Source organism: Naasia sp. SYSU D00057 (genome assembly GCF_017916505.1).
Lineage (GTDB): Bacteria > Actinomycetota > Actinomycetes > Actinomycetales > Microbacteriaceae > Naasia.
Genome location: NZ_JAFMSZ010000001.1, coordinates 663,645 through 685,946, shown reverse-complemented (window position 1 = coordinate 685,946; position 22,302 = coordinate 663,645). Strand labels below are relative to the sequence as shown.

General features: G+C 72.0%; 21 protein-coding genes. 11 read left to right on the top strand and 10 right to left on the bottom strand.

All coding sequences use genetic code 11. From position 1 onward, the window contains the following. Positions 1–13: 13 nt before the first annotated feature. Complete coding sequence (gene lpdA / locus J3P36_RS03255; RefSeq protein WP_210505808.1) at positions 14–1,387, bottom strand: dihydrolipoyl dehydrogenase; 1,374 nt, start codon at positions 1,385–1,387, stop codon at positions 14–16. Positions 1,388–1,452: 65 nt separating this feature from the next. Then, positions 1,453–2,961, bottom strand: a complete 1,509-nt coding sequence (locus tag J3P36_RS03250) for a leucyl aminopeptidase (protein ID WP_210505807.1) — start codon at positions 2,959–2,961, stop codon at positions 1,453–1,455. A gap of 126 nt (positions 2,962–3,087) precedes the next feature. Here J3P36_RS03250 and J3P36_RS03245 point away from each other — a divergent pair, with 126 nt between their 5' ends. Continuing rightward, positions 3,088–4,008 (top strand): proteasome assembly chaperone family protein, encoded by a 921-nt coding sequence (locus J3P36_RS03245; RefSeq protein ID WP_210505806.1) that lies wholly within the window; start codon positions 3,088–3,090, stop codon positions 4,006–4,008. Between the two features lie 4 nt (positions 4,009–4,012). Here the strand turns inward: J3P36_RS03245 and J3P36_RS03240 are convergent, their stop codons facing one another. Continuing rightward, positions 4,013–4,873 (bottom strand): SDR family NAD(P)-dependent oxidoreductase, encoded by an 861-nt coding sequence (locus J3P36_RS03240; protein ID WP_246854298.1) that lies wholly within the window; start codon positions 4,871–4,873, stop codon positions 4,013–4,015. A gap of 80 nt (positions 4,874–4,953) precedes the next feature. Between J3P36_RS03240 and J3P36_RS03235 the strand changes: the two genes are divergently transcribed. The 5 genes from J3P36_RS03235 (at position 4,954) to J3P36_RS03215 (ending at position 11,244) form a co-directional block, all read left to right on the top strand. Beyond that, on the top strand, positions 4,954–6,306 hold the full coding sequence (locus J3P36_RS03235) for a nitrate/nitrite transporter (RefSeq protein ID WP_210505804.1): 1,353 nt from the start codon (positions 4,954–4,956) through the stop codon (positions 6,304–6,306). Positions 6,307–6,483: 177 nt separating this feature from the next. After that, on the top strand, positions 6,484–7,899 hold the full coding sequence (locus J3P36_RS03230) for an RNA polymerase sigma factor (RefSeq protein WP_246854122.1): 1,416 nt from the start codon (positions 6,484–6,486) through the stop codon (positions 7,897–7,899). Between the two features lie 287 nt (positions 7,900–8,186). Beyond that, positions 8,187–9,056, top strand: a complete 870-nt coding sequence (locus J3P36_RS03225; protein ID WP_210505803.1) for an NAD-dependent epimerase/dehydratase family protein — start codon at positions 8,187–8,189, stop codon at positions 9,054–9,056. Between the two features lie 86 nt (positions 9,057–9,142). Further along, on the top strand, positions 9,143–10,540 hold the full coding sequence (locus J3P36_RS03220) for a MurT ligase domain-containing protein (protein ID WP_210505802.1): 1,398 nt from the start codon (positions 9,143–9,145) through the stop codon (positions 10,538–10,540). After that, positions 10,537–11,244, top strand: coding sequence for a glutamine amidotransferase (locus J3P36_RS03215; RefSeq protein ID WP_210505801.1), 708 nt, complete (start codon positions 10,537–10,539; stop codon positions 11,242–11,244). Before J3P36_RS03220 ends, J3P36_RS03215 begins: the two co-directional genes overlap by 4 nt. 51 nt (positions 11,245–11,295) lie before the next feature. Here the strand turns inward: J3P36_RS03215 and J3P36_RS03210 are convergent, their stop codons facing one another. The 3 genes from J3P36_RS03210 to J3P36_RS03200 all read right to left on the bottom strand — a co-directional run bounded on the left by J3P36_RS03210 (position 11,296) and on the right by J3P36_RS03200 (position 13,875). Then, positions 11,296–12,120, bottom strand: a complete 825-nt coding sequence (locus J3P36_RS03210; protein WP_210505800.1) for an alpha/beta fold hydrolase — start codon at positions 12,118–12,120, stop codon at positions 11,296–11,298. A gap of 136 nt (positions 12,121–12,256) precedes the next feature. Next, on the bottom strand, positions 12,257–13,012 hold the full coding sequence (locus tag J3P36_RS03205) for a Mut7-C RNAse domain-containing protein (protein WP_210505799.1): 756 nt from the start codon (positions 13,010–13,012) through the stop codon (positions 12,257–12,259). Further along, the gene (locus tag J3P36_RS03200; RefSeq protein ID WP_210505798.1) at positions 13,012–13,875 is read right to left on the bottom strand and encodes an AraC family transcriptional regulator; all 864 of its coding nucleotides are present in this window, start codon (positions 13,873–13,875) and stop codon (positions 13,012–13,014) included. The genes J3P36_RS03205 and J3P36_RS03200 overlap by 1 nt, the downstream gene beginning before the upstream one ends. Positions 13,876–13,990: 115 nt before the next feature. On the opposite strand from J3P36_RS03200, the gene J3P36_RS03195 reads away from it, so the two are divergent. Beyond that, positions 13,991–14,401, top strand: coding sequence for a DUF6157 family protein (locus J3P36_RS03195; RefSeq protein WP_210505797.1), 411 nt, complete (start codon positions 13,991–13,993; stop codon positions 14,399–14,401). Between the two features lie 86 nt (positions 14,402–14,487). Next, positions 14,488–15,672 (top strand): hypothetical protein, encoded by a 1,185-nt coding sequence (locus J3P36_RS03190; protein WP_210505796.1) that lies wholly within the window; start codon positions 14,488–14,490, stop codon positions 15,670–15,672. Positions 15,673–15,685: 13 nt separating this feature from the next. On the opposite strand, the gene malQ is transcribed toward J3P36_RS03190, so the two are convergent. The 3 genes from malQ to J3P36_RS03175 all read right to left on the bottom strand — a co-directional run bounded on the left by malQ (position 15,686) and on the right by J3P36_RS03175 (position 18,705). Next, on the bottom strand, positions 15,686–17,791 hold the full coding sequence (malQ, locus tag J3P36_RS03185; RefSeq protein WP_307806930.1) for a 4-alpha-glucanotransferase: 2,106 nt from the start codon (positions 17,789–17,791) through the stop codon (positions 15,686–15,688). A 100-nt stretch (positions 17,792–17,891) separates the two neighbouring features. After that, complete coding sequence (locus tag J3P36_RS03180; RefSeq protein ID WP_210505794.1) at positions 17,892–18,254, bottom strand: hypothetical protein; 363 nt, start codon at positions 18,252–18,254, stop codon at positions 17,892–17,894. A 10-nt stretch (positions 18,255–18,264) separates the two neighbouring features. After that, positions 18,265–18,705: a carboxymuconolactone decarboxylase family protein gene (locus tag J3P36_RS03175; RefSeq protein ID WP_210505793.1), complete on the bottom strand. Its 441-nt coding sequence runs from the start codon at positions 18,703–18,705 to the stop codon at positions 18,265–18,267. 290 nt (positions 18,706–18,995) lie between these two features. On the opposite strand from J3P36_RS03175, the gene J3P36_RS03170 reads away from it, so the two are divergent. Genes J3P36_RS03170 through J3P36_RS03160 form a run of 3 tightly spaced genes read left to right on the top strand, consistent with a single transcriptional unit; the run spans position 18,996 to position 21,682 of the window. Then, on the top strand, positions 18,996–19,736 hold the full coding sequence (locus J3P36_RS03170; RefSeq protein ID WP_210505792.1) for an ABC transporter ATP-binding protein: 741 nt from the start codon (positions 18,996–18,998) through the stop codon (positions 19,734–19,736). Positions 19,737–19,739: 3 nt separating this feature from the next. Then, a complete protein-coding gene (locus J3P36_RS03165; RefSeq protein ID WP_210505791.1) occupies positions 19,740–20,570 on the top strand; it encodes an ABC transporter permease in 831 nt (276 codons plus the stop codon). Between the two features lie 56 nt (positions 20,571–20,626). Then, on the top strand, positions 20,627–21,682 hold the full coding sequence (locus tag J3P36_RS03160; RefSeq protein ID WP_210505790.1) for an ABC transporter substrate-binding protein: 1,056 nt from the start codon (positions 20,627–20,629) through the stop codon (positions 21,680–21,682). A 139-nt stretch (positions 21,683–21,821) separates the two neighbouring features. On the opposite strand, the gene J3P36_RS03155 is transcribed toward J3P36_RS03160, so the two are convergent. Next, positions 21,822–22,298, bottom strand: a complete 477-nt coding sequence (locus tag J3P36_RS03155; RefSeq protein WP_210505789.1) for a hypothetical protein — start codon at positions 22,296–22,298, stop codon at positions 21,822–21,824. Between the last annotated feature and the right edge of the window lie 4 nt (positions 22,299–22,302).

Sequence of the window (22,302 nt, the reverse complement as noted above, 5' to 3'; positions counted from 1 at the left end):
GGGCTGGCGCTGCTCAGAGAGCGTGCAGGGGCTTGCCGGCGAGCGCCAGGAACGCCTCGCCGAGGGCCTCGTACTGGGTGGGGTGGCCGTGGAGGAGCGGCGCGAGGTCCTCGGGGTACGCCTCCCAGTTGACGACCAGCTGCGCCTCGCCGATCAGCTCGCCGACACGGGAGCCGATCATGCTCAGGCCGAGGATCGGGCCGTCGACCGCGCGGACCACCTTGACGGAGCCGGTGGTGCCGATGATCTCGCTGCGGGCGTTGCCGGCGAGCGAGTAGTCGTAGGTGGCGACCTTGTCCTTGCCGTACTTCTCGACGGCGCGGGCCTCGGAGAGTCCGATCGAGGCGACCTCGGGCTCCGAGTAGGTGATCTTCGGGATGTTGACGTCCTCGATCACGACCGGCTTCAGACCGGCGATCTCCTCGGCGACGAAGAAGCCGTGCTGGAAGCTGCGGTGCGCGAGCTGGAGGCCGGGGACGATGTCGCCGATGGCGTACACGTTCGGCAGGTTGGTGGCGAGGCGCTCGTTGGTGAGGACGAAGCCGCGGTCCATCTTGAGGCCCGCCTCCTCGAAGCCGAGGTTCGCCGTGGCCGGGCCGCGGCCGACGGCCACGAGCAGGATGTCCGCCTCGATGCTCTCGCCGCTCTCGAGGGAGATGGAGACGCCCGAGTCGCTCTGGCTCACGCCGGAGAAGCGGACCCCGAGCTTGTACTCGATGCCGCGCTTGCGGAACGCGCGCTCGAGGGCCTTGCTGATGACCTCCTCCTCGTTCGGGACGAGGTGGGGGAGGGCCTCGATGATCGTGACCTCGGCGCCGAAGGAGCGCCAGACGCTCGCGAACTCGACGCCGATGACGCCGCCGCCGAGCACGGCGACGCGCTGCGGCACGAAGTCCAGGGCGAGGGCCTGCTCGCTGGTGATGACGCGGCCGCCCAGCTCGAGGCCGGGCAGGGAGCGGGAGTAGGAGCCGGTGGCGAGGACGAGGTGCTTGCCGGTGATGGTGTCGCCGTTGACGGTGACGCTGGTGCCGCCCGCGAAGCGGCCCTCGCCCGCGATCGTGGTGACGCCGCGCGCCTTCACGAGCGACTGGAGGCCCTTGTACTTCTTGGCGACGATGCCCTCGCGGTAGGAGGTGACCGCGGCGATGTCGACGCCCTCGAAGGTCGACTTGATGCCGAAGTGCGTCGAGTCCTTGGTGGCGTCGGCGACCTCGGCGGCGTGCAGCAGCGCCTTGGTCGGGATGCAGCCGCGGTGGAGGCAGGTGCCGCCCACCTTGTCCTTCTCGATCATCGCCACCGACATGCCGAGCTCGGCCGCGCGCAGGGCGGTGGCATAGCCTCCGCTTCCCCCGCCCAGGACGACGACGTCAAAGTTCTGTTCAGGCACCCGTTGCTCCTCGAGGTCGTGCGGAGGCGGCGCGGAATCGTGTCCCGACCGCCCTGTCGACCCTACTACGGCTGACCGGTCGCGCCCGTGGCTCCGGAGGGGGTGGCGAAGCCCTCGGCGAACGCAATAAGGGCGCGCACGGTGACCCCGGTCGGCCCCGCCGGGACGAAGCCGAATCCGCCGCCGCCGTTGTTCGCGGCGCCGGCGATGTCGAGGTGCGCCCACGGGATCGGCGTGCCGTCGGGGCGCGTCCCGACGAAGTCCTTGAGGAACGTCGCGGCGAGCAGCATTCCGGCCGCGGTGTTGCCCGGCTTGGCGTTCGCGATGTCGGCGATGTCCGAGTTGAGGACGGCGCGCAGCTCGCCCGGGAGCGGCATGCGCCAGGCGAGCTCGCCGGTCTTCTCCGCCGCCTCGAGGAAGCCGGCGACGGGCTCGTCGTCGCCCATCAGGCCGACGTACCGGGTGCCGAGCGCGACCGTGGCGGCGCCCGTCAGGGTGGCGACGTCGATGATCGCGTCCGGCTGCTCCTCGGCGGCGGCGACGAGGCCGTCGGCGAGCACGAGGCGGCCCTCGGCGTCGGTGTTGAGCACCTCAACCGTCTTGCCGCCCCGGATGCGCAGCACGTCGTTGGGGCGCGTCGCGCTGCCGGAGGGCATGTTCTCGGCGATGCAGAGCCAGGCGGTGACCTTGACGGGCGCCGCGAGCTTCGCGGCGGCGAGGGCGACCGCGAGCACGGTCGCGGCGCCGGTCATGTCGTACTTCATGCCGACCATGGAGGCGGCCGGCTTGAGGGAGAGGCCGCCGCTGTCGAAGGTGATGCCCTTGCCGACGAGCGCGAGGTGCGCCTCGGCGCCCTCGGGGGCCCACACGACCTTGACGAGCCGCGGCGGGCGGACGGAGCCCTTGCCCACGCCGAGGATGCCGCCGAATCCGTCCCGCTCGAGGTCGTGCTCGTCCCAGACGGTCACCTCGACGCCGACGCCCTCAGCGAGCTGCTGCGCGCGCTCGGCGAGGGTCTCCGGGTAGAGGTCGGACGGCGGCATGTTGACGAGGTCGCGCACCGTGGCGACGGCCTCGGCCGCGATCTCCGCGCGTCGGACGAGCGCCTCGTCGGTGCTCGGCGCGAGCACGGTGATCTCGGCGGCGGGCGACTTGGCGCCCGCGCGGGAGTCGACGCGGTACTCGTCGAAGCTGTACGCGCCGATGGCCGCGCCCTCGAGCACCGCCAGGGCGGCCTCGTCGTCCTCGACGGGGAGCGCGAAGGCGATGCTGCGCACACCGCGCACCTGCCGGGTGACTGCGCCGGCGGCGTAGCGGAGGGCCTCCGGCGTCGCCTCGCCGCCGAGGCCGACGATCGCGATGCTGGTGGCGCCGATCCCGGTGCCCGGGATGCGCACCACCTGGTCGCGTGCCCCGGTGACCCCGATGCCCTCGAGGAGGCCGGCGAGGGACTCGAGACCGGGAAGCTCCGGCGTCCGCACGCCGTCGCCGTTCTTCGTGGCGCCGAGGACGAGGACGTCCGCCTCGATGTCGGCGGGCAGCTCGGAGGACAGGCGGAGGGTGGGAAGAGGCATTGCCCCAGCCTAATGACGCCCCTTCCGCCTGGTTTCGCGGGGAGCTCGGGCGCAGGGGTGCCTCCGTTCGCCGTCAGCGTCCCGCCCCGCCCGGTGCCCGGCGGGGCGGCGAATACGATGGGTGTCATGCGCAATCCGGAGGAGCTCTTCGAGCTGACGCCGGCGGCGGAGGAGGTGCCCACGGGTCTCGCACTCGTCGCGGGCCTCACCGGCTTCGCCGACGCGGGCTCCGCCGTGACCCAGCTGAACCGGTACCTGCTCGAGACGGTGCGCACCACCGAGATCGCGGTGTTCGACAACGACGCCCTGCTCGACTACCGCGCCCGGCGCCCGACGATCATGTTCGACGAGGACCACCTCACCGAGTACTCGCCGCCGCGCCTCGTGCTCTCGCTCGCGCACGACGAGCTCGGCATCCCGTTCCTGCTCCTCACCGGCTACGAGCCCGACTTCCAGTGGGACCGCTTCGCCGACGCCCTGCTCGGCCTCATGGAGCGGTTCCAGGTGATCTCCACCACGTGGGTGCACGCCATCCCGATGCCGGTGCCGCACACCCGCCCGATCAAGGTGACCGTGTCCGGCACCCGGACGGACCTCGTCGAGTCGATGTCCGCCTGGCGACCGCGCACGCAGGCGCCCGCCAACCTGCTGCACCTCGTCGAGTACCGGCTCGCCGACAAGGGGGAGTCGGTCACCGGGTTCGTGCTGCTCGTTCCGCACTACCTCTCCGACACCGAGTTCCCGCTCGCCGCCGTCACGGCGCTCGAGAGCGTCAGCGCCGCGACCGGACTCATCTTCCCGACCGACCGCCTCCGGGAGGAGGGTCGCGAGTTCGTCTCGAAGATCGACGAGCAGGTGACCGCGAGCGAGGAGCTCGCGCGGCTCGTGGGCACGCTCGAGGAGCGGCACGACACGTACATGCAGGGCAACCCGCTGCCGTCGCCGCTCGTCGACGAGGACGGCAGCGTGCCGAGCGCCGACGAGATCGCGGCCGAGCTCGAGAAGTTCCTCGCCGCGCGTCGGCGCAGCGACGAGGATCAGGGCTGAGCGGTCACCACCGCACACGGGTCAGCTGACCCGACAGGCGCCACAGCCGCTTCGCGACCTGCTCCTCGTTCTTGATGCGCGGGGGCTTGATGACGACCGGGCGACCGGCGGTGTGCCCGAGGCCGGCGGGGCCGATCAGCTCGCCGCCGCGGAGCGCCGGATCCGTCGCCGCCGTCACGAGGGGCGCCGCGCCGGCCGCGAAGTCCTGTCCGACCGCGCGACGCGGCAGGCCGACGGGACCGCGGAGGCGCTCGGCGGGCACCGAGTAGCCGGGGTGGGCTGCGATCGAGCGGATGCGCAGCCCCTCCTCGTCGGCCTTCCGCTGCAGCTCGCGCGCGAACAGGAGGTTGGCCCGCATGCTCGCCGCGTAGGCGCGGAACGAGCGGTAGCCGTGGTCGAAGCGGAGGTCGTGGAAGAGGATCCGGCCGAATCGCGCCGCGAGCGAGGTGACCGTGACGACCCGTGCGTCCTCCGCCGCGGACGGCAGGAGCAGTCCGGTGAGCGCGAAGTGCCCGAGGTGGTTGATGCCGAGGTGCAGCTCGAATCCGTCCGCGGTGAGGCGCCGGGAGGGCGCGAGCGTGACGCCCGCGTTGTTCACGAGCGCGCGCCAGCGCGGGAAGCGGGCGGCGTAGGCGGCCGCGAACTCGAGGACGGACGCGAGGTCGGACAGGTCGAGCGGGATCAGGTCCACGCGCGCCTCCGGGTTAAGGGCGAGGATCTCGCTCTTGACGTCCTCTCCGCGCTCCGGGTCGCGAACGCCGAGCACGAGCGGCAGCCCGCGGGCTGCGAACTGGAGCGCCGCCGCACGGCCGATCCCGGAGGTGCCGCCGGTGAGGACGACGGGGGCAGCATCGTCGTCCCGCATCCCGCTCACCGCTCGATCGTAGCCCGGGCCGAGGGCGCGGCTCGGAGGGGAGGCCGCGGCCCGCGCGTATCCTGGAGGGAGTGAATTCGCGACGCTCCTGGATCATCTTCAGCGCGGGCGTCGTGGCCTATCTGGTGTCGATCACCCAGCGCTCGAGCCTCGGCGTCGCCGCGGTCGATGCGAGCGACCGCTTCTCCTCGACGGCCGCCGCGCTCTCCACGCTCGGCGTGCTGCAGCTGGTGGTCTACGCGGCGCTGCAGGTGCCGGTCGGCGTGCTCATCGACCGGCTCGGGCCCAAGCCGCTGCTCGTCTCCGGCGCGGCGCTCATGGCGATCGGACAGGCGGTCGTCGCCATCTCGCCGACCCTCGAGGTCGCCGTGATCGGCCGCGTCCTGGTGGGCGCGGGCGACGCGGCCACCTTCACCTCCGTGCTGCGCCTCACCAACACGTGGTTCAGCGGCCGGAAGGTGCCGCAGCTCAACCAGTGGATGGGCAACCTCGGCCAGTTCGGCCAGGTGCTCTCCGCGATCCCGTTCGCCGCGCTGCTGCACTCGGCGGGCTGGACGCCCGCGTTCCTCAGCGCGGCCGGCCTCTCCGTGCTCTCCTTCGTGGTCTGCCTCGCCGTCGTCTCGAACGGGACGGAGCTGTCCCCGCACGCGCAGAAGGTCGCGAGCCTCAGGGAGGCGCTGGCGCAGCTGCGCGCGAGCCTCAAGCGCCCCGGCACGCAGCTCGGGTTCTGGGCGCACTTCGTGACCCAGTCGCCGGGCGTCGTCTTCGCGCTCATGTGGGGCTACCCCTTCATGGTGTTCGGGGTGGGGCTCCCGCCCGCCTTCGGCTCCGCGATGCTCGCCCTCATGGTGCTCACCGGCCTCGTGGTCGGGCCGTTCCTCGGGCTGCTGACCGTGCGCCATCCGCTCCGGCGTTCGAGTCTCGCGCTGCTGACGGTCGCGCTCATGACGATCGCGTGGGGCACCGTCCTGCTCTGGCCCGGCCGTCCGCCCGCCTGGCTCGTGGTGGTCCTCGTCGTCGCGCTGGGGATCGGGGGACCGGCCTCCCAGATCGGCTTCGACTTCGCCCGTACCTTCAATCCCGCCCGGCGGCTCGGCTCGGCGAACGGCATCGTCAACGTGGGAGGCTTCACCGCGAGCTTCACGATGATGCTGCTCATCGGGCTCGTCCTCGACGCCCTGAGCGGGGGAGACCCGGGAGCCCTGTACGACATCGACTCGTTCCGGCTCGCCGAGCTCGTCCAGGTGCCGGTGGTCGGCTTCGGCGTCCTCATGCTCCTGCGGGCACGCCGTCGCACCCGGCGGCTGATGGCCGAGGAGGAGGGAATACAGGTGGGCCCTCTGTGGGTTGCATTGGCGAGGGCGTGGGGACGCCGACGGGCGCGACGCACCGCTGGAGGGCAGGCGTCGTCCGCCGGGTCATAGCGCGCGTGCAATAATTGGATAGGACCCGTTCAACTCCTGGGAAAGGACGGTAGCGCTTCGGCGCCGCCGGCCGAAGGACTTGACATGGGTCCAAGTGTTGCCCGCACCACGCTGAACAAGCGTCCTCCGAGCCGTCCGCCCTCATCACCGACCACCGGTAGGAAAGGTGTACACCCGATGACTTCCCCTGATGTCACGGCCGTTCTGGCCGCCGACGCCGACGTTCTGACCGAGACCCCCGCGAAGGCTCCCGCCAAGCGCGCGGCCTCGAAGACGACCGGCACCAAGGCCGCCGCCAAGAAGGCCGCGACCCCGAAGACCGCCGCGAAGAAGACCGCCAAGGGCGGCACCAAGGCGGCCGCCGCCGACCCCGACCTCGAGGACGACGACGCCACGGACGTGGACGCCGACCTCGACGCGGTCGAGCCCGCCGCCGACGCGATCGAGGAGACCGACGACACCGCTGAGGACGGCGACGAGGCCGCCGACGCGGAGTCCTCCGACGACTCCGACGCCGAGGACTCGGACTCCGACTCGGACGACTCGGAGGAGGGCGCCGCGAAGCCGGCCGCCGCCGCCGCGACGACCGAGGAGGAGGAGAAGCTACCGCAGGACGCGATCGTCCTCTCCCTCGTCGACGACGAGGACGAGGTTCCCGTCTACTCGACGGCGATCACCGGCGCCACGGCGGACCCGGTCAAGGACTACCTGAAGCAGATCGGCAAGGTCCCGCTGCTGAACGCGGCCGAGGAGGTCGAGCTCGCCATGCGGATCGAGGCCGGCCTGTTCGCCGAGGACAAGCTCGCCAACGAGGGCGCAAACCTCTCGAAGGAGCTCATCCGCGAGCTGCGCTGGGTCGCGAAGGACGGTCAGCGGGCGAAGAGCCACCTGCTCGGCGCGAACCTCCGCCTCGTCGTCTCGCTCGCCAAGCGCTACACCGGCCGCGGCATGCAGTTCCTGGACCTGATCCAGGAGGGCAACCTGGGCCTCATCCGTGCGGTCGAGAAGTTCGACTACACGAAGGGCTTCAAGTTCTCCACGTACGCCACGTGGTGGATCCGCCAGGCGATCACCCGCGCGATGGCCGACCAGGCCCGCACCATCCGCATCCCGGTGCACATGGTCGAGGTCATCAACAAGCTGGCCCGCGTGCAGCGGCAGATGCTGCAGGACCTCGGCCGCGAGCCCACGCCCGAGGAGCTGAGCCGCGAGCTCGACATGACCCCGGAGAAGGTCATCGAGGTGCAGAAGTACGGCCGCGAGCCGATCTCCCTGCACACGCCGCTCGGCGAGGACGGCGATTCCGAGTTCGGTGACCTCATCGAGGACACCGAGGCTGTCGTCCCGGCCGACGCAGTCGGCTTCACGATGCTGCAGAAGCAGCTGGAGAGCCTTCTCGACTCGCTCAGCGAGCGCGAGGCGGGCGTCATCCGGATGCGCTTCGGCCTCGGCGACGGCATGCCGAAGACCCTCGACCAGATCGGCGACACGTTCGGCGTGACCCGCGAGCGGATCCGCCAGATCGAGAGCAAGACGATGGCGAAGCTGCGCCACCCGTCCCGCTCGCAGTCGCTGCGCGACTACCTCGAGTGATCTGATACCTCCTCACGGCGAAAGGGCCGGTGCCTCTGGGCGCCGGCCCTTTCCCGTTCCGGGGGTGGCCCGGCCTCCTGCGCGGATCAGGAGATTTTCCGCGGATCAGGCGATCCGCTCCGTTTCGCGCGCGGTTCAGGACGACACGCCGTCTGGAGGGGGGATCTCCTGATCGGCGCGCGAGCACTCCTTCCAGGCGGAGCTCGCGCAGCCGGATCGGAGCGGAATAGGCGCGCTCCCGGTCGGTTGCCTCAAGCAAGGCTTCCCACGACTCGATCGGAGACGACATGCACATCCTCCTCACCGGCGGCACCGGCTACATCGGCGGCGCCGTCCTCGACGCGCTCACCGCGAAGGGCCATGACGTGACCGTCGCCGTCCGCAGCGAGGAGGCGGCACGTCGGGTCGCGGCGAAGGGTGCACGGGCGGTGATCGGCGACATCACCGACCCCGCCTGGTTCGGAGCGCTGCTGCGCGAGGCGGACGGCTCGATCCACTCGGCCGCGGGCGGAGCCGCGATGGACGCGGCGGTGCTCGACGCCGTCATCGACGCGTTCGGCGGCACCGGCAAGCCGTTCGTGCACACCGGCGGAGTGTGGTCGTGGGGGAGCGGAACCGACATCGACGAGGCCGACCCGCAGAACCCGCCCGCGCTGACGGCGTGGCGCCAGGAGCAGGAGCGGCGGATCCTCGACTCCGACGTGAAGGCGTCCCTGGTCGCGCCGGGCATCGTCTACGGCTACGGCATCGGCATCCCGGTCAGCGTGATCGCCGACGCGCCGCGCGACGAGCACGGGGCGCTGCGCCTCGTCGGCGACGGGACGCAGCACTGGGCCACCGTGCACGTCGACGACCTCGCCGACCTCTACGTCCGCGTCCTCGAGCATGCGCCGGGCGGTGGCACCTACATCGGCGCGAGCGGTATCAGCCCGACCGTTCGGGAGCTGGCGGAGGCGGCCGCCGGCGCGGGCGGCGCCGTGGCGCCGGAGACCGCGGAGGAGACGCGCGCCCGCCTGGGCGCCGCGTTCGCGGACGCGCTGCTGCTCGATCAGCAGGCGAGCGGCCGCCGCGCCAAGGAGACCTTCGGCTGGGCGCCGAGCCGCCCGTCGATCCTGCACAACCTTCAGGGCGCCGCGGACGACGACGAGGCGGCCTGAGCGGAGTCTCGGGCGGGCCGGCAGGCGACCCGCCCGGGACCCGCGCTGAACGCGTCGGCCGGACCCCGTCTGGGAGACTGGACCGGATGACGACTCGACCGCCTGGAATCCATTGGGCACCCGCCGTCCTGGTCGGCCGCGCCGCGCGGACCGCCGCCCGCCTGCGCAAGCGCGGGGGAGGTTCCGCCGTCCCCGGCCTCGTGGTCAACAAGCTCTCGCCCGGCTTCCTCGGCTCCGTGCTGTCGCACTTCCCGGAGGGGCTCGTCGTCGTCTCCGGCTCGTCGGGCAAGTCGACCACCACGAAGATGCTGGTCACCGTCCTCGAGGCGCACGGCAAGCGGATCTTCACCAACCCGTCGACCGCGAACATCAGCCAGGGCCTCACCTCGGCGCTGCTGGAGCGGGTGTCGCTGACCGGGCGCATCGACGCGGACATGGCGGTCCTCGAGATGGACGAGGGGCACGGTGCGCTCCTTTCGCCGCAGTTCGAGGCGCGCACGGTCGTGCTCACGAACGTCATGACCGACCAGATCGACCGCTTCCACGACAGCGAGAAGGTGCTCGCCTACCTGCGCCAGATCGCGTCGCGCGCGACGGACAAGCTGATCCTCAACGCCGACGACGCCATGCTCATGCGGCTGGCGGATGCGCCCCCCGAGGTTGAGGAATCGCCGCAGGCGCCGTCTCGGAACCACCATGCGGACGCCTCGGACGCCTCGGACGCCTCCACCCTCCAGTCGCTCTTCGACGAGGCCGGACCCGGACCCGCGCAAGCGCCGCGCGGCGCCGGCACGCCCACGGTGGAGCTCTTCGGCGTCTCCGAGCAGGTCCTCGCCGCCCTCCCGCGGGGCCTCGGCTACGCGGAGACCACGGTCGCCCGCTTCGACGGCGGCACCATGGTCACGGGTGTCTCCGGCCGCTCGGCATCCATCGCGTTCGACGGCGCCATCCACGAGGTGGGACTGCCGGCGAGGGGCATCCACTACGCCGTCGACGCCGCGGCGGCCCTCGCCGCTGCGCGATCGCTCCTCGGCGACGGGTTCGACGCGGCCGTGGCGGTCGCCGCGATCTCGGCGATGCCCGCGGTCTTCGGGCGCGGCGAGGTCGTCACGGTGCAGGGCAAGCAGGTCGAGTTCGTGCTCGTGCAGAATCCGGCCAGCTTCCAGCTGAACGTCGACGAGCTCGACGAGGGCCTCGACCAGGTGTTGGTGGCGATGGGGTCGGACGTCGCCGACCCGTCCTACTTCTGGCCGGTCGACGCGTCCCGCATCGGTCGGGCACGGATCGTCACCGGGTCGAAGGCGCAGGAGATGGCGCTCCAGCTGATCTACCAGGGGGTGCAGGTCGACGAGATCGAGCCCGACCTGGCGGCGGCCCTCGACCGCTTCCTCGCCCTGCCCGAACCGGAGCGCGGCGTGAAGACCATCGTTTTCACCGCGGACCCCATGCGCCGCACCCGCAGCCACCTGGGACTCGCCCAATGACGCACCGCATCCTGCAGCTCTTCCCGGAGCTCACCAACGTCAACGGCGACGGCGAGAACGCGCTCGCCCTCGCCCGCCGCCTCGAGTGGGCGGGAGCGGACGCGGAGGTCGTGCCGCTCGCCGAGGGCGACCCGGCGCCCGGCTTCTCGCCCGCGGCCGTCGTGCTCGGCTCCGGCGTCGACTCCGCCCTCGAGCGCACCCGGGACGCTCTCGCGACGCTTCGCGGGCAGCTCACCGGATGGCTCGCCGCGGACGTCCCGCTGCTCGTCGTCGGCACCGGCGTCGAGCTTCTGAGCCGCCGCGTCGAGCTTCCCGACGGCGCGATCGACGGGCTCGGCCTGGTGCCCGGCGAGGCGACCGCCCTGCCGGGACGCGTGGCCGGCGACCTCGTGGTCGACTCGGCCTGGGGGCGCCTGTTCGGGTACGAGAACCACGGGCGCGGCCTGACGCTCGACGAGGGGGTGACGCCGCTCGGCGGCGTCGTGCGGGGCGCGGGCAACGGCACCGGCAGCGACGGCATCCGCCTGGGCAGCCTCTTCGGCACGCACCTGCACGGTCCGGTGGTCGCCCGCAATCCGCGGTTCGCGATGGCGCTCGTGGCCGCCATCGCGGGCGACACGATCGACGCCTATGCGCCGGGCCGCGCGGATGCTGTCGCGGACGCCGTCAACGCGGCGACCGCCCGCCGGCTCGACCTCTCCTGACCGCCGCGCGGAGGCGAGGACGACGCGTCGCCGCCTCCGCCGGCGACGGTGTCAGGACCGGATCCACTCCAGCAGGTCGGCGTTGATCGTCTCCGCCTGCGTGGTGGGCATGCCGTGCGGGAAGCCGGGGTACGTCTTCAGCGTGCCGTTCTGCAGCAGCTTCGCGGACAGCGGCGCGGAGTCCTCGTAGGGCACGATCTGGTCGTCGTCGCCGTGCATCACGAGGACCGGCACGGTGATCTTCTTCAGGTCCTCCGTGAAGTCGGTCTGCGAGAAGGCGACGATCCCGTCGTAGTGCGCCTTGGCGCCGCCCATCATCCCCTGCCGCCACCAGTTCTCGATGACCGCCTCGGACGGCTCCACCCCGGGGCGGTTGTAGCCGTAGAACGGGCCGGACGGGAGCGCGCGGTAAAAGTCGGTCCGGCTCGCCGCGAGCTGCGCCTGCAGGTCGTCGAACACCGACTTCGGCAGCCCGCCGGGGTTGCTCTCGGTCTGCACCATGATCGGCGGAACCGCGCTGATCAGCACAGCCCGCGCCACCCGCGCCTCGCCGTGCTGGGCGATGTAGTGCACCACCTCGCCGCCGCCCGTCGAGTGGCCGACGTGGATCGCGTCCTGCAGGTCGAGGTGCTCGGTGAGCGCCGCCAGGTCAGCGGCGTAGTGGTCCATGTCGTGCCCGTCGCTCGTCTGCGTCGACCGCCCGTGCCCGCGCCGATCGTGGGCGATGACCCGGAAGCCGTGCTGGACGAAGAACAGCAGCTGGGCGTCCCAGTCGTCCGCGGACAGCGGCCAGCCGTGGCTGAAGACGATGGGCTGGCCGGAGCCCCAGTCCTTGTAGAAGATCTCGGTGCCGTCGGTCGTCGTGATGGTGCCCATGTTTCCTCCGGTTCCTCGTTCTCGCCTGCCGGTTCCGTTCCGAGCCCGCCTCGTCGTGACGAGTCGAGCTGCGGAACGTGGACCGCCCGAGATTCTTCTCGCCGTCGGTTTCCGACGCGTGAACGGAAGGGGCGAATCAGCCGAGCGCCTCGCCGCCGCCCTCGGCCGTCGAGCTTCGTCTCACGCGGTCTCGAGCGTGCTCGACGATCCCCTCGAGGCGACGGGAGTGCGCGCCGCGCCAGTAGACGCGCCCGCAGCCGGTGCAGCGGGCGAAGTCGCGATACGTGCGGAGCGTCCCGGGCTCGACCTCGCTCGCGACGTCCTCCGCGGCGACCGCACCGAGCGCCTCCCCGCAGACGAGGCAGCGGGTCCACGGCGCGAGGGCGGGGGCGAATCGGTCGAGCACATCGTCGAGCTGATCGGCGACATCGTCGTGCACCAGGAGCGCGCCGTCCGGGACCACGGCGCGGGAGAGCAGCGCCACGTCCCGGGTGAGGAGCACCCGCTGCTCGCGGGCAGCCCAGTCCGCGAGCCGTCCGTCGTCCGCATCCGGCTCGTACGCGGTGTCGATCCCCAGCAGCCGCATCCGCCGGGCGAGCGCGGCGAGGTGGACGTCGAGCAGGAACCGACCCGCGTGCGGCTGGGGGCGCGGCCGCCGATGCACGGCGAGCAGCGCTGCGCTTCCGATCGGCGCGCGGCGCTGCTCCGCACGCGGGATGAGCCGGTCGTCCAGCCGGAGCTCCCCGACCTCGGTCAGCGGGATGCCGAGGCTCTGCACGATGTGGCCGGCGGTGTCGGTGGCTCCGGCGTCGACCTCGAGGGGACTCCGCCGCCGGCCGCGCGGCAGCAGGAACGTCAGCTCAGGGTCGATGTCGACGGCGAGCCGGGGCATCAGTCGACCGGGCGCGCGAGGGCCTGCAGCGATCGGCGGTAGGTGCCGGGAGTGGTTCCGGCCACCTCGCGGAAGTCGCGGATGAGGTGGGCCTGGTCCGTGTAGCCGAGCTCGGCGGACAGCACCGCGAGGTCGACCTCGGGCTCGCTCGCGAGCAACCGCGCCACCTCCTGGAGGCGGATGCGCCGGCTCACCCACTTCGGACCCTTGCCGAGGGTCGAGCGAAGAGCGCGCTGCACAGTGCGCTCGCTGACTCCGAACCGCTCTGCGAGGTCGGGCCCGGTGCGGGTGCGGACGCGGCGGGTCAGCTCGGCGACGACTGCGTTGGCGAGGAGCGGCTCCGCCGCCAGGGGCCGCTCGGCGATCCGGGACGCGAGCGCCTCGTCGGCGGCCACGGCCTGCGCCTCGGGCGTGCCCGCCGCCGCGACCCCGGAGAGCAGGGCGTGCAGGTCCCGGTCCAGGTCGGGCGTCAGCGGAACGGTCCGCCCGGCCAGCTGCTCGGGCCGCAGGGCGCTGAGCGCCGGCAGGCCGGCCGGCGTCAGCCGGATCCCGAACGCGGAGCCGCTGCCACGGATCTCGCGCATCCACGCCTTCTCCTGCACCCCGGTGACGACGAGCGGGGCCGGCACCTCGCCCGTCTCGATCGACAGGGTGACCGACGGGGAGTCGATGATCCGCTGTGCGATGACCTCGCCTGGCGGCAGCTGCCAGTGCACGTGCCAGTACCGGTCGACGACCTCGGCGACGGCGGGGGAGGGCTCGAACCAGCGGGCCCCGTAGCGCTCGAGGTTGTCGGGGTGGAGGACTCCGGTCCGCTCGTCGCGGCGGAGCCGTCGCTCGGCGGCGCCGTCCGAGGTGGTCACCCTCCCAGTGTGCCCGTCGCGCGGGGTGACGCTCGTCGGCTTTCTCCTATACCGCCGTTCCGCGGCCGATCAGGATGGCGGAGGAGCCACCACGGCGAGCGGATCGGAGCCCGGCATGCACACGACCAACTACTTCGACACCTTCATCGAGGTCGCCGAGGACTGCCCGGTGACGGAGGGCGAGGTGCCGCCGGCGAAAGCCGGCGCCAAGACGGTCGCCGGGATGCACCACGACCTGATCGCCGGACACCCTTACCAGTTCACCTCGGACGAGGTGATCTTCGAGGTCTACGCGGAGCGCGCCGGCATTTCACCGGAGGAGCGCGACGCCGCCCGCGAGCGCTTCTTCTCGAAGGGGCAGCCGTGCCTGCGCTCCTCGCCCCTCGGCAAGCGCTACGGCTGGGGAACCCACCACGACGCCGACGGCCGAGTCGCCGCCTATCCGCTCGGCTCCGAGGAGTACGAGCGGCTGAAGGCGGACGCCGCGCTCACCCACACCCGGGCCATGCGCTCGAAGCGCGCCTGACGCGGGCGCGGCAACCGAAGAGGCACGTTCATATCGTCGTGGCGCGCATCTGGTCCGGCAGGACCGGGGACTGCCACACTTCGGCCATGAGCACACGCGCGCCAGCCCGCCCGGAGGCCCTCGTCGCGGGCGCGGCGGCTCTCGTCGCGATCGCCGGCGCCGCCCTGACCCTCTTCTTCGCCCTCGAGCTGTCGGTCGCCGGGCTCGCCTGGGTCGGCACGGCCGCCACCGTCGGACTCGCTCCCGCACTCGCGGTCGCCGCGCTCGTCACCCTGCTCGCCCGCCGCGCCGTGCTCTCCCCGCGCCGGGCCGCAGGGGTGGCGGCCCTGGCAGCCCTCGCGTGCGCCTCCGCGCTCGGAGCGGCGCTGTCCTGGTCCGCCGGATTCGACGCGGCCGACGCAGGCTTCGATGCCGCTCCCCACACCCGCGTCACCCTGCTGACGGCCGTCGCGGCGTGGGTGCTCGGCGCGGCCGCGATCGCCGCGCTGACCGCGGCGGTGCTGCCCGGCCCCCGGGTCCCATCCGCCCGCTGGCTGCTGGCGCTCCTGATCGGCGCCGTCGGATCGCCCATCGTCGGCGCCGCGCTGCTCGCTCCCGCGACGACCGTCATCGCGAGCTTCGCTCTGCTGGTCCTGGCGATTCGGCCGCGCGCGCTCCCGGTCGAGCGGCCGGCGCGCGGGGTTCCCGTCGCCTCTCGTCCGCGCCCGGTCCCTGTCGTGCCCGCCCGCGCCCTCGCCTGGTCCGCCGCGGCGGCCGGCGCCCTCGCGATCGCCCTGGCGCTCACCGGAAGCACCTGGGGCGTCGTGATCCTCGACGCGACGCAGACGATGCAGCTCGGCATGGCGGTAGGCAACCTCTGCGCCCTCCCGCTCGTGCTGAGCCTCGACCTGGTGCTCGCATCCCGGAACCCCGGCCGCAGAGCGCTCATCCATCTGGTCGCCGCGCTGGTCGCCGTCGCCCTCGTCGTCGCGGCCGCCGCGCCGGTCGCCGGCCTGCTCGGGGACTCGTTCTGGCAGTGGCAGCTCCTGATGCTGTCGGTGGGAGTGACCGCCGTGGCGGGCGCCCTGACCGTCGGAGCGGCCCTCCCGGGCGGCAGGGGAGTCCGTGCGCTGCTCGCCGTCGCTGCGGGTGCCGCCTTCGCGGTCACGTTCGGCGTGGTGCTGATGGCGGCGGCCCCGTTCCTCGCCCCGCCGCTCGCCGCCGGCTGGGCGCTCTGGGGTGTCCGTCGGCGGGCTCGGCCGCCGCAGGACCGGGTCCCGGCTGGCGCCTGACGACGGTCCGCGCTCAGCCCCTGTCGATGTCCGCGGTCAGCGCCTTTGCGAGCGCGGCGGCGCGCTCGGACCGGAACACGTCCTCGAGCAGGATCGGCTTCTCGTCCGGGCCGGACAGGGGGATCCGCCAGTTCGGGTACTCGTCGAGCGTGCCCGGCTGATTCTGCGTGCGCCGATCGCCGACCGCATCCGTGAGCGCGACCCCGAGCAGGCGGGACGGCGCGAGCGCGAGGTAGCGGTGGAGCGCGGTCACCTCCTCGTCGAGCGTGGCATCCTCGCCGAGGAGGCCCCGACCGCGCAGCTCGTCCAGCCAGCTCTCGCGATCCTTCTCGTCGGCCGCCTTCTCCTCCGCGACCGGCCGCGTCAGCAGGCCGAGGCGGTCGCGCAGCTCGACATGCACGCCCTCGAGGTATCCGGCGCTCGGAGGCAGGTCGTGCGTGGTGACGGAGGCGAGGCACAGCTCGCGCCACCTCTCGGCGGGCAGGGGGTTCCCCTCGCCGTCGCGCTCGAACCAGAGGATCGAGGTGCCGAGCACGCCGCGCTTCGCGAGGTACTCGCGGGCGGACGGCTCCACGACCCCGAGGTCCTCGCCGACGACCACGGCGCCCGCGCGCTGCGCCTCGAGGGCGAGGATGCCGATCAGCGCCCGGTGGTCGTAGCGGACGTAGGTGCCGTCGGCGGGGGAGGCGCCCTCGGGAACCCACCACAGCCGGAACAGCCCGATGATGTGGTCGATCCGCACCCCGCCCGCGTGCCGGAGCACGTTGCGGATGAGGTCGCGGAACGGCGCGTACGCGAGCTCCTCGAGCTTGTCCGGGCGCCACGGCGGCTGCTGCCAGTCCTGGCCCATCTGGTTGAACGGGTCCGGCGGAGCGCCGACCCGCACCCCGACGGCGTACGCGTCACGCAGCCGCCACGCGTCCGCGCCGCCCGGATGAACGCCGACGGCGAGGTCGTGCATGATGCCGAGCGGCATCCCGGCCTCGACCGCCCGCGCCTGGGCCCGCTGCAGCTGCTCGTCGAGGATCCACTGCAGCCACATCTCGAAGTCGAGGTCTTGCTCGTGCTGGGCGATGTGGTCGGCGACGGCGTCGCCGCCTGCTTCCTGCAGGTCCTCCGGCCACTGCCGGTAGTCGTTGCCGTGCTCGACGGCGATCACGTTCCAGGCGGCGAACTGCCGCAGGGCCTCGCCGTGCAGCTCGCGGTAGGCGCGGTACGCCTCCTCGCGCTCCGGCGTCCGCTGGGCCCGGTTAAGCAGCTCGAGGGCGGCCCGCTTCGCCGTCCAGGACGCGTCGCGGTCGATGACGTCCTTCCCGTCGAGCTCCTCGTGCACTTCTTGGCCGAGGGCGTCGACGCCGGCGCGCTCCTCGTCGTCGAGCTGCCCGTACTCGGGGACGTCCTCGACGCGGATGTAGAGCGGGTTGAAGAACCGGCGGGAGGACGGCAGGTAGGGCGACGGCTCCATCGGCGGGACGGGCTCGGCCGCGTGCAGCGGGTTCACGAGGACGTAGCCGGCGCCGAGCTCGCCGGCCGACCAGGTGGCGAGAGCGGTGAGGTCACCGAGGTCGCCGACGCCCCACGACCTGCGGGAGCGCGCGCTGTAGAGCTGCGCGGCGAAGCCCCAGGTGCGGGAGTCGCCGAGGCTCTCCGGCAGTCCGAGCCAGCGCGGGGTGACGATGAGGGCGCCCTCCTCGTCGCCTGCCCGCACGGTGTGGTAGCCGGTCGGCAGATCCGCCGGCACGTCGTAGGTCACTCCGCTCACCGTGCGTCCGTCGACGGTGCGGGTGTCCGACACGCCCTCACGCCGGGGAAGGGGACGGCGGCCGCCGTCCTCGAGCTCGAGGGCTACGTCGAGGTCCGTGCCCTCGTCGATGTGCGCGACGAGGACCGCCGCCTCCCCCTCGGGAACGACCAGGCAGGCGGGCAGCGTGCGCCCCCACACCGCCCTCTGCCGGGACTCGAGGGCGTCCGGCGCTGCGGCGTCGACACCCATCGCGGCGAGGATGCCGGCGATCGTCGCCTCCGGCACGTCGACGTGGCGGCCCTGCCAGTCGTCGTACGACGTCGAGATGTCGAAGGTGCGAGCGAGCTCGAGGAGGCGATCCGGAGGAGTGGTCACCCTCCGATCCTTCCGATTCCCGGTTCGCGGGACAAAGGGGTGGCGCGCGAGGGGATCCGCGCACAAGGAGGATCGGCGCCGGCCGGGCACGGCGGCGGGCTCAGCTGTCGTCCGCGCCCTCCTGCTGCGCATACCAGGCGGCGTAGGGCGTGTTCTGCACGAGTCTTCGGTTGAGGTCGGGTGCGCCGTCGGTCCACCAGACCGGCCCTCGCTCGCCCAGCCGGCGCTTCGCCGCGTCGACGCGCTCGCGAGCGGTGCGGATGTCGGCGGTGTCCCCGCTCACGAGGCCGGCCTTCTTCTCTCGGCGCGCGGCCATCAGCTCGGCGACGAGCGCGTCGCGCTCGGCGGGGTCGAGGGTCGGGTCCGTGGTGCGCCACAGACGGCCCCGCACGATCAGGTACCGGCCATCCGGAGTCCGCAGCGGACCCGGCGGCGGCTCTCGGGGATCGGCGTCGTCGGCCACGGACCGCAGTCTAGGCAGGGGTGGCAGTCGGCTCGTCCGTGCTGCGTGCGGTGGAGCCGTGCGCGGCGACGGTGGGCTCCAGGCCCTCGGCGCCGACGACGTTCTTCCACGCCTCGAAGCCGACCTGGAACGCGACGACGCCCGCCTCCGGCAGGGCGATCTCGATCGCCTCGAGGATCTCGGTGGGCGACACGCCGAGGTCGAGCGCCACCCTGATGTGGCTCTCGATGTGCGGAAGGGAGGCGCGCATCACCGTGAGCGAGACGATGAAGATGAGCTCCTTCGTGCGGCGATCGAGAGAGCGCTGCTCGAGGTAGGCGGCGTTGACCAGGGCGTTCGCGGCCTTGAGGACAGGGAAGTCCTGCTTGGCCATGACGCGGTGGTAGTCGAGCACGTAGCCGCGCGCCCTGGCCATGTCGTCGATGTACTGCTGCGCCTCGTCGGTGCTCATCCGGTGCGGTTCCCTTCGCCGAGGATCGGTCGGGCCATCGCGCTGCGAAGGACGCTAGCGCCTCCGACTGCTCCCGCGGCGCGCCACGTGAACGTCGTGTTTCCCGTGCCGCCGATGCCGTTTCGGTCGCGTTACAGATCCGAGAAACCCTCGCGGAGGTCTTGAGACCGGGGCCGATAGGGAGCAGTCTCTATGCACATGCGAGAAACAGTTCTCAGGATATGAGAGCAATGGCGAAGGGAAGGCCGCACCAGATGGCGTCTTCGGGAATCACTGCGCGGGGCATCGGGATGACCTTCAGCCGACGCGGGGCATCGACCACGGTCCTCGAGAGCCTCGACCTCGACATCGCGGCGGGCAGCTTCGTCACGCTGCTGGGGCCCTCCGGCTGCGGGAAGAGCACTCTACTCAAGATCCTCGGCGGGATCCTCCAGCCGACGGAAGGATCGGTGCACATCGGCGAGTCGACGGCCGCCGACGCCGTCGCCCGGAAGGACATCGGCCTCGTCCTGCAACGGCCGGCCCTGCTGCCGTGGAAGACCGCGCGCGAGAACGTGGCGATGCTGCGCGATCTCGCGAAGAAGGGGACCCGCGGCGACGGAGCGGCGGACCGGGCGCTCGAGCTCGTCGGCCTCACGCACGCGGCGGACCGGCTGCCCCACGAGCTCTCCGGCGGGATGGCGCAGCGCGTCTCGATCGCCCGAGCGCTCGCCATGGACCCCGAGATCCTGCTGATGGACGAGCCGTTCGGCGCCCTCGACGCGATCACCCGCGACGCGATGAACGAGACGCTCGCCGGCATCTGGGCCGCCACAGGCAAGACGATCGTGTTCGTCACGCACTCGATCTCGGAGGCGGTGTTCCTCTCGGACACCATCCACGTCATGGCGAGCGACCCCGGTCGCATCGTCGAGGAGGTGACCATCGCGCTCGACCGGCCGCGCCGGGCGGAAGTGCTCGACACCTCCGAGTTCCTGACCTACTCGACCCACCTGCGCGAGCAGCTGGTCGGCCCGGAAGCGAGGGTGTGACCCATGACCGCACTGAACGAAGCCCGCGCGCTCGGGAGCACGAAGGCGCCCGCGCGGCCGTCTCTCGCCCGCACTTGGGGCCGCGCCTGGCCGCCGCTGCTCTTCGCGGCCGCGCTCGTCGTGCTCTGGGAGCTCGCGGTCAACGTGCTCGGAGTGTCGAGCTACGTCATCGCGAAGCCCACCGAGATCCTCACGACGATCGTCGCCAAGTGGCAGCTGCTCCTCGAGGACACCTGGGTCACGACCGCGGAGGTCGTGCTCGGGTTCCTCATCAGCATCGTGGTGGGGATCGTCCTCGCGCTGCTGGTGGTGCGGTTCGCCTGGGTGGAGCGGGCCGTGTATCCGCTCGTCGTCCTGTTCCAGGTGGTGCCGAAGGTCGCGCTGGCACCGATCTTCATCCTCTGGTTCGGCTACAGCATGACCCCGAAGCTCGTGCTCATCGTCGTCATGGCGTTCTTCCCGATCACCATCAACATGGTGCTCGGCCTCAAACGCGTCGACGAGGACCTCCTGCTTCTCATGAAGTCGGTCGGTTCGACACGCAACCAGATCCTCGCGCGCATCCAGATCCCCACCGCCCTGCCGTACCTCTTCGCCGGCCTCCGCATCGGAATCACCCTCGCGGTCATCGGAGCGGTCGTGGCCGAGTTCTCGGGGTCGCAGGCCGGACTCGGACACCGGATCCAGTTCGCGTCGACCCAGCTCGACACCGCGTCGATGTTCGCGGCGCTGATCGTCGTCTCGGTGCTCGGCCTCGTTCTCTACTACCTGGTCGGCCTGCTCGAGTTCGTCATGCGCCGACGCTTCCCGCACCTCGCCGCCACCGACGCCTGACCCGGCTCCACCCCCCTCCCAGCAGCGCCACCTCACCTCGTCAAGGAGACACAGCAATGCACCATCTCAAGAAGACCGCCGTCCTCGCGGCAGCCGCCGCGGTCACGATGCTGGCCGGCTGTGCCGGCGGGTCGGGCTCCGGCTCAGGTTCCGGAACGGGGGCCGGCGGCTCCGAGGCCCCGGCCGACGCCGACCACATCACGATTCAGCTCGACTACCAGCCCCGAGGGCTGCACTCGCCCCTCTTCGTGGCCGACGCGAAGGGCTTCTTCGCGGACGAGGGGATCGTCGTCGACGACATCCTCACGGGCACGAGCTCGGGTGACACCCTGCGCCTCGTCGGGCAGGGGCAGGGCGACTTCGGCGTCTCCGACCTGCCGACTCTCGTCGTCGCGCGTTCGCAGGACATCCCGGTGAAGGCGCTGCTCGCGACGAACCAGCACTCGCCCCTCGCGATGTGCACCAAGGCGGAGCGGTTCACGCTCGAGACGCCCGACGACCTGAAGGGCCTGAAGGTCGGGGTGCAGGCCTCCGGCTCCACCTACATCTTCTACAAGGCGCTGCTCGCGGCGAACGGCCTCTCCCAGGACGACCTCACCGAGCTCACCGTCACCCCGCCGTACGAGAGCTACCTCGTCACCGATCAGGTGGACACGGTTCCCTGCTACACGGACGCCGAGGTCCCGATCCTGCAGAAGGCCGCCGGCGAGCTCTCCATCCTGCACGGCTCCGACTTCGGCTACGACGTCTACGGCACTGGCATCTTCACCACCGACGAGATGATCGAGAGCAACCCCGACCTCGTGCAGCGCTTCACGAACGCCTATCTCAAGGCGCTCGAGTACACGATCGACAACCCGGAGGAGGCGGCGCAGATCCTCGCCGACTCCAACCCGGAGCTGTCGGACAACGTCGCGCTCTACACCGAGCAGCTCCAAGCCGACATCGACGACACCTTCACGAGCGAGGACACCGAGGAGAACGGCCTCGGCACGATGACCGACGAGGTCTGGCAGGGGACGATCGACCTCCTGTTCGAGCAGGGCGTCATCACCACAGAGCCGACCGTGGACGATGTGCGGGACGCCACCTTCGTCGACGCCGGAAACTGATCCCCACCGCGGCGGCGTCCCGCTGACGCCATCCCACGGCCCCGGTCGCTCGCGCGGCCGGGGCCGTCGGCGTCGGCTGGGCGGAAGCCCGACGTCGACACACATCGATGCCTCGGGCGCCGGCGCGTCCGTCGATTGGTCAGCGGGCCGAAGCCGACGGCAGCGTGGTCGCGTCCGGCAGCCTGGTCGCCTCCGCCGTCGACCCGGCCGTCGTGCGCCGGGATCGGGCATGCCGAGCGACGACGAGCGCGATACCGATCAGCCCGACGAGCGCGACGGCGCCGTTCGAGAGCGTCAGCCCGACCGCCTCCGATGGCGTCGCGTGCTCGAGGTGCGCCAGATGGAAGACGAAGTGCGGGATCGAGAACACCTCGTACGCGAGCAGCGCGGGCAGGGCGAACTCGATGCGGGGAGCGACCATCGCGATGCCGAGCAGCAGCGCGATGCCGAGGGTGGCGCCGCCGAAGTCCCGGGCGTAGTGCTCGCTGAACGGCGGGGTGAGGTCGACGGTGGGGAAGTCGCGGTAGAAGCTCGCGGGAGCGAACTGGTTCCAGGCGCCGACGACCAGCTCGGTGAGGAACAGCACGGCGAGGCAGAGGCGGAGCAGCAGAGTCATGACG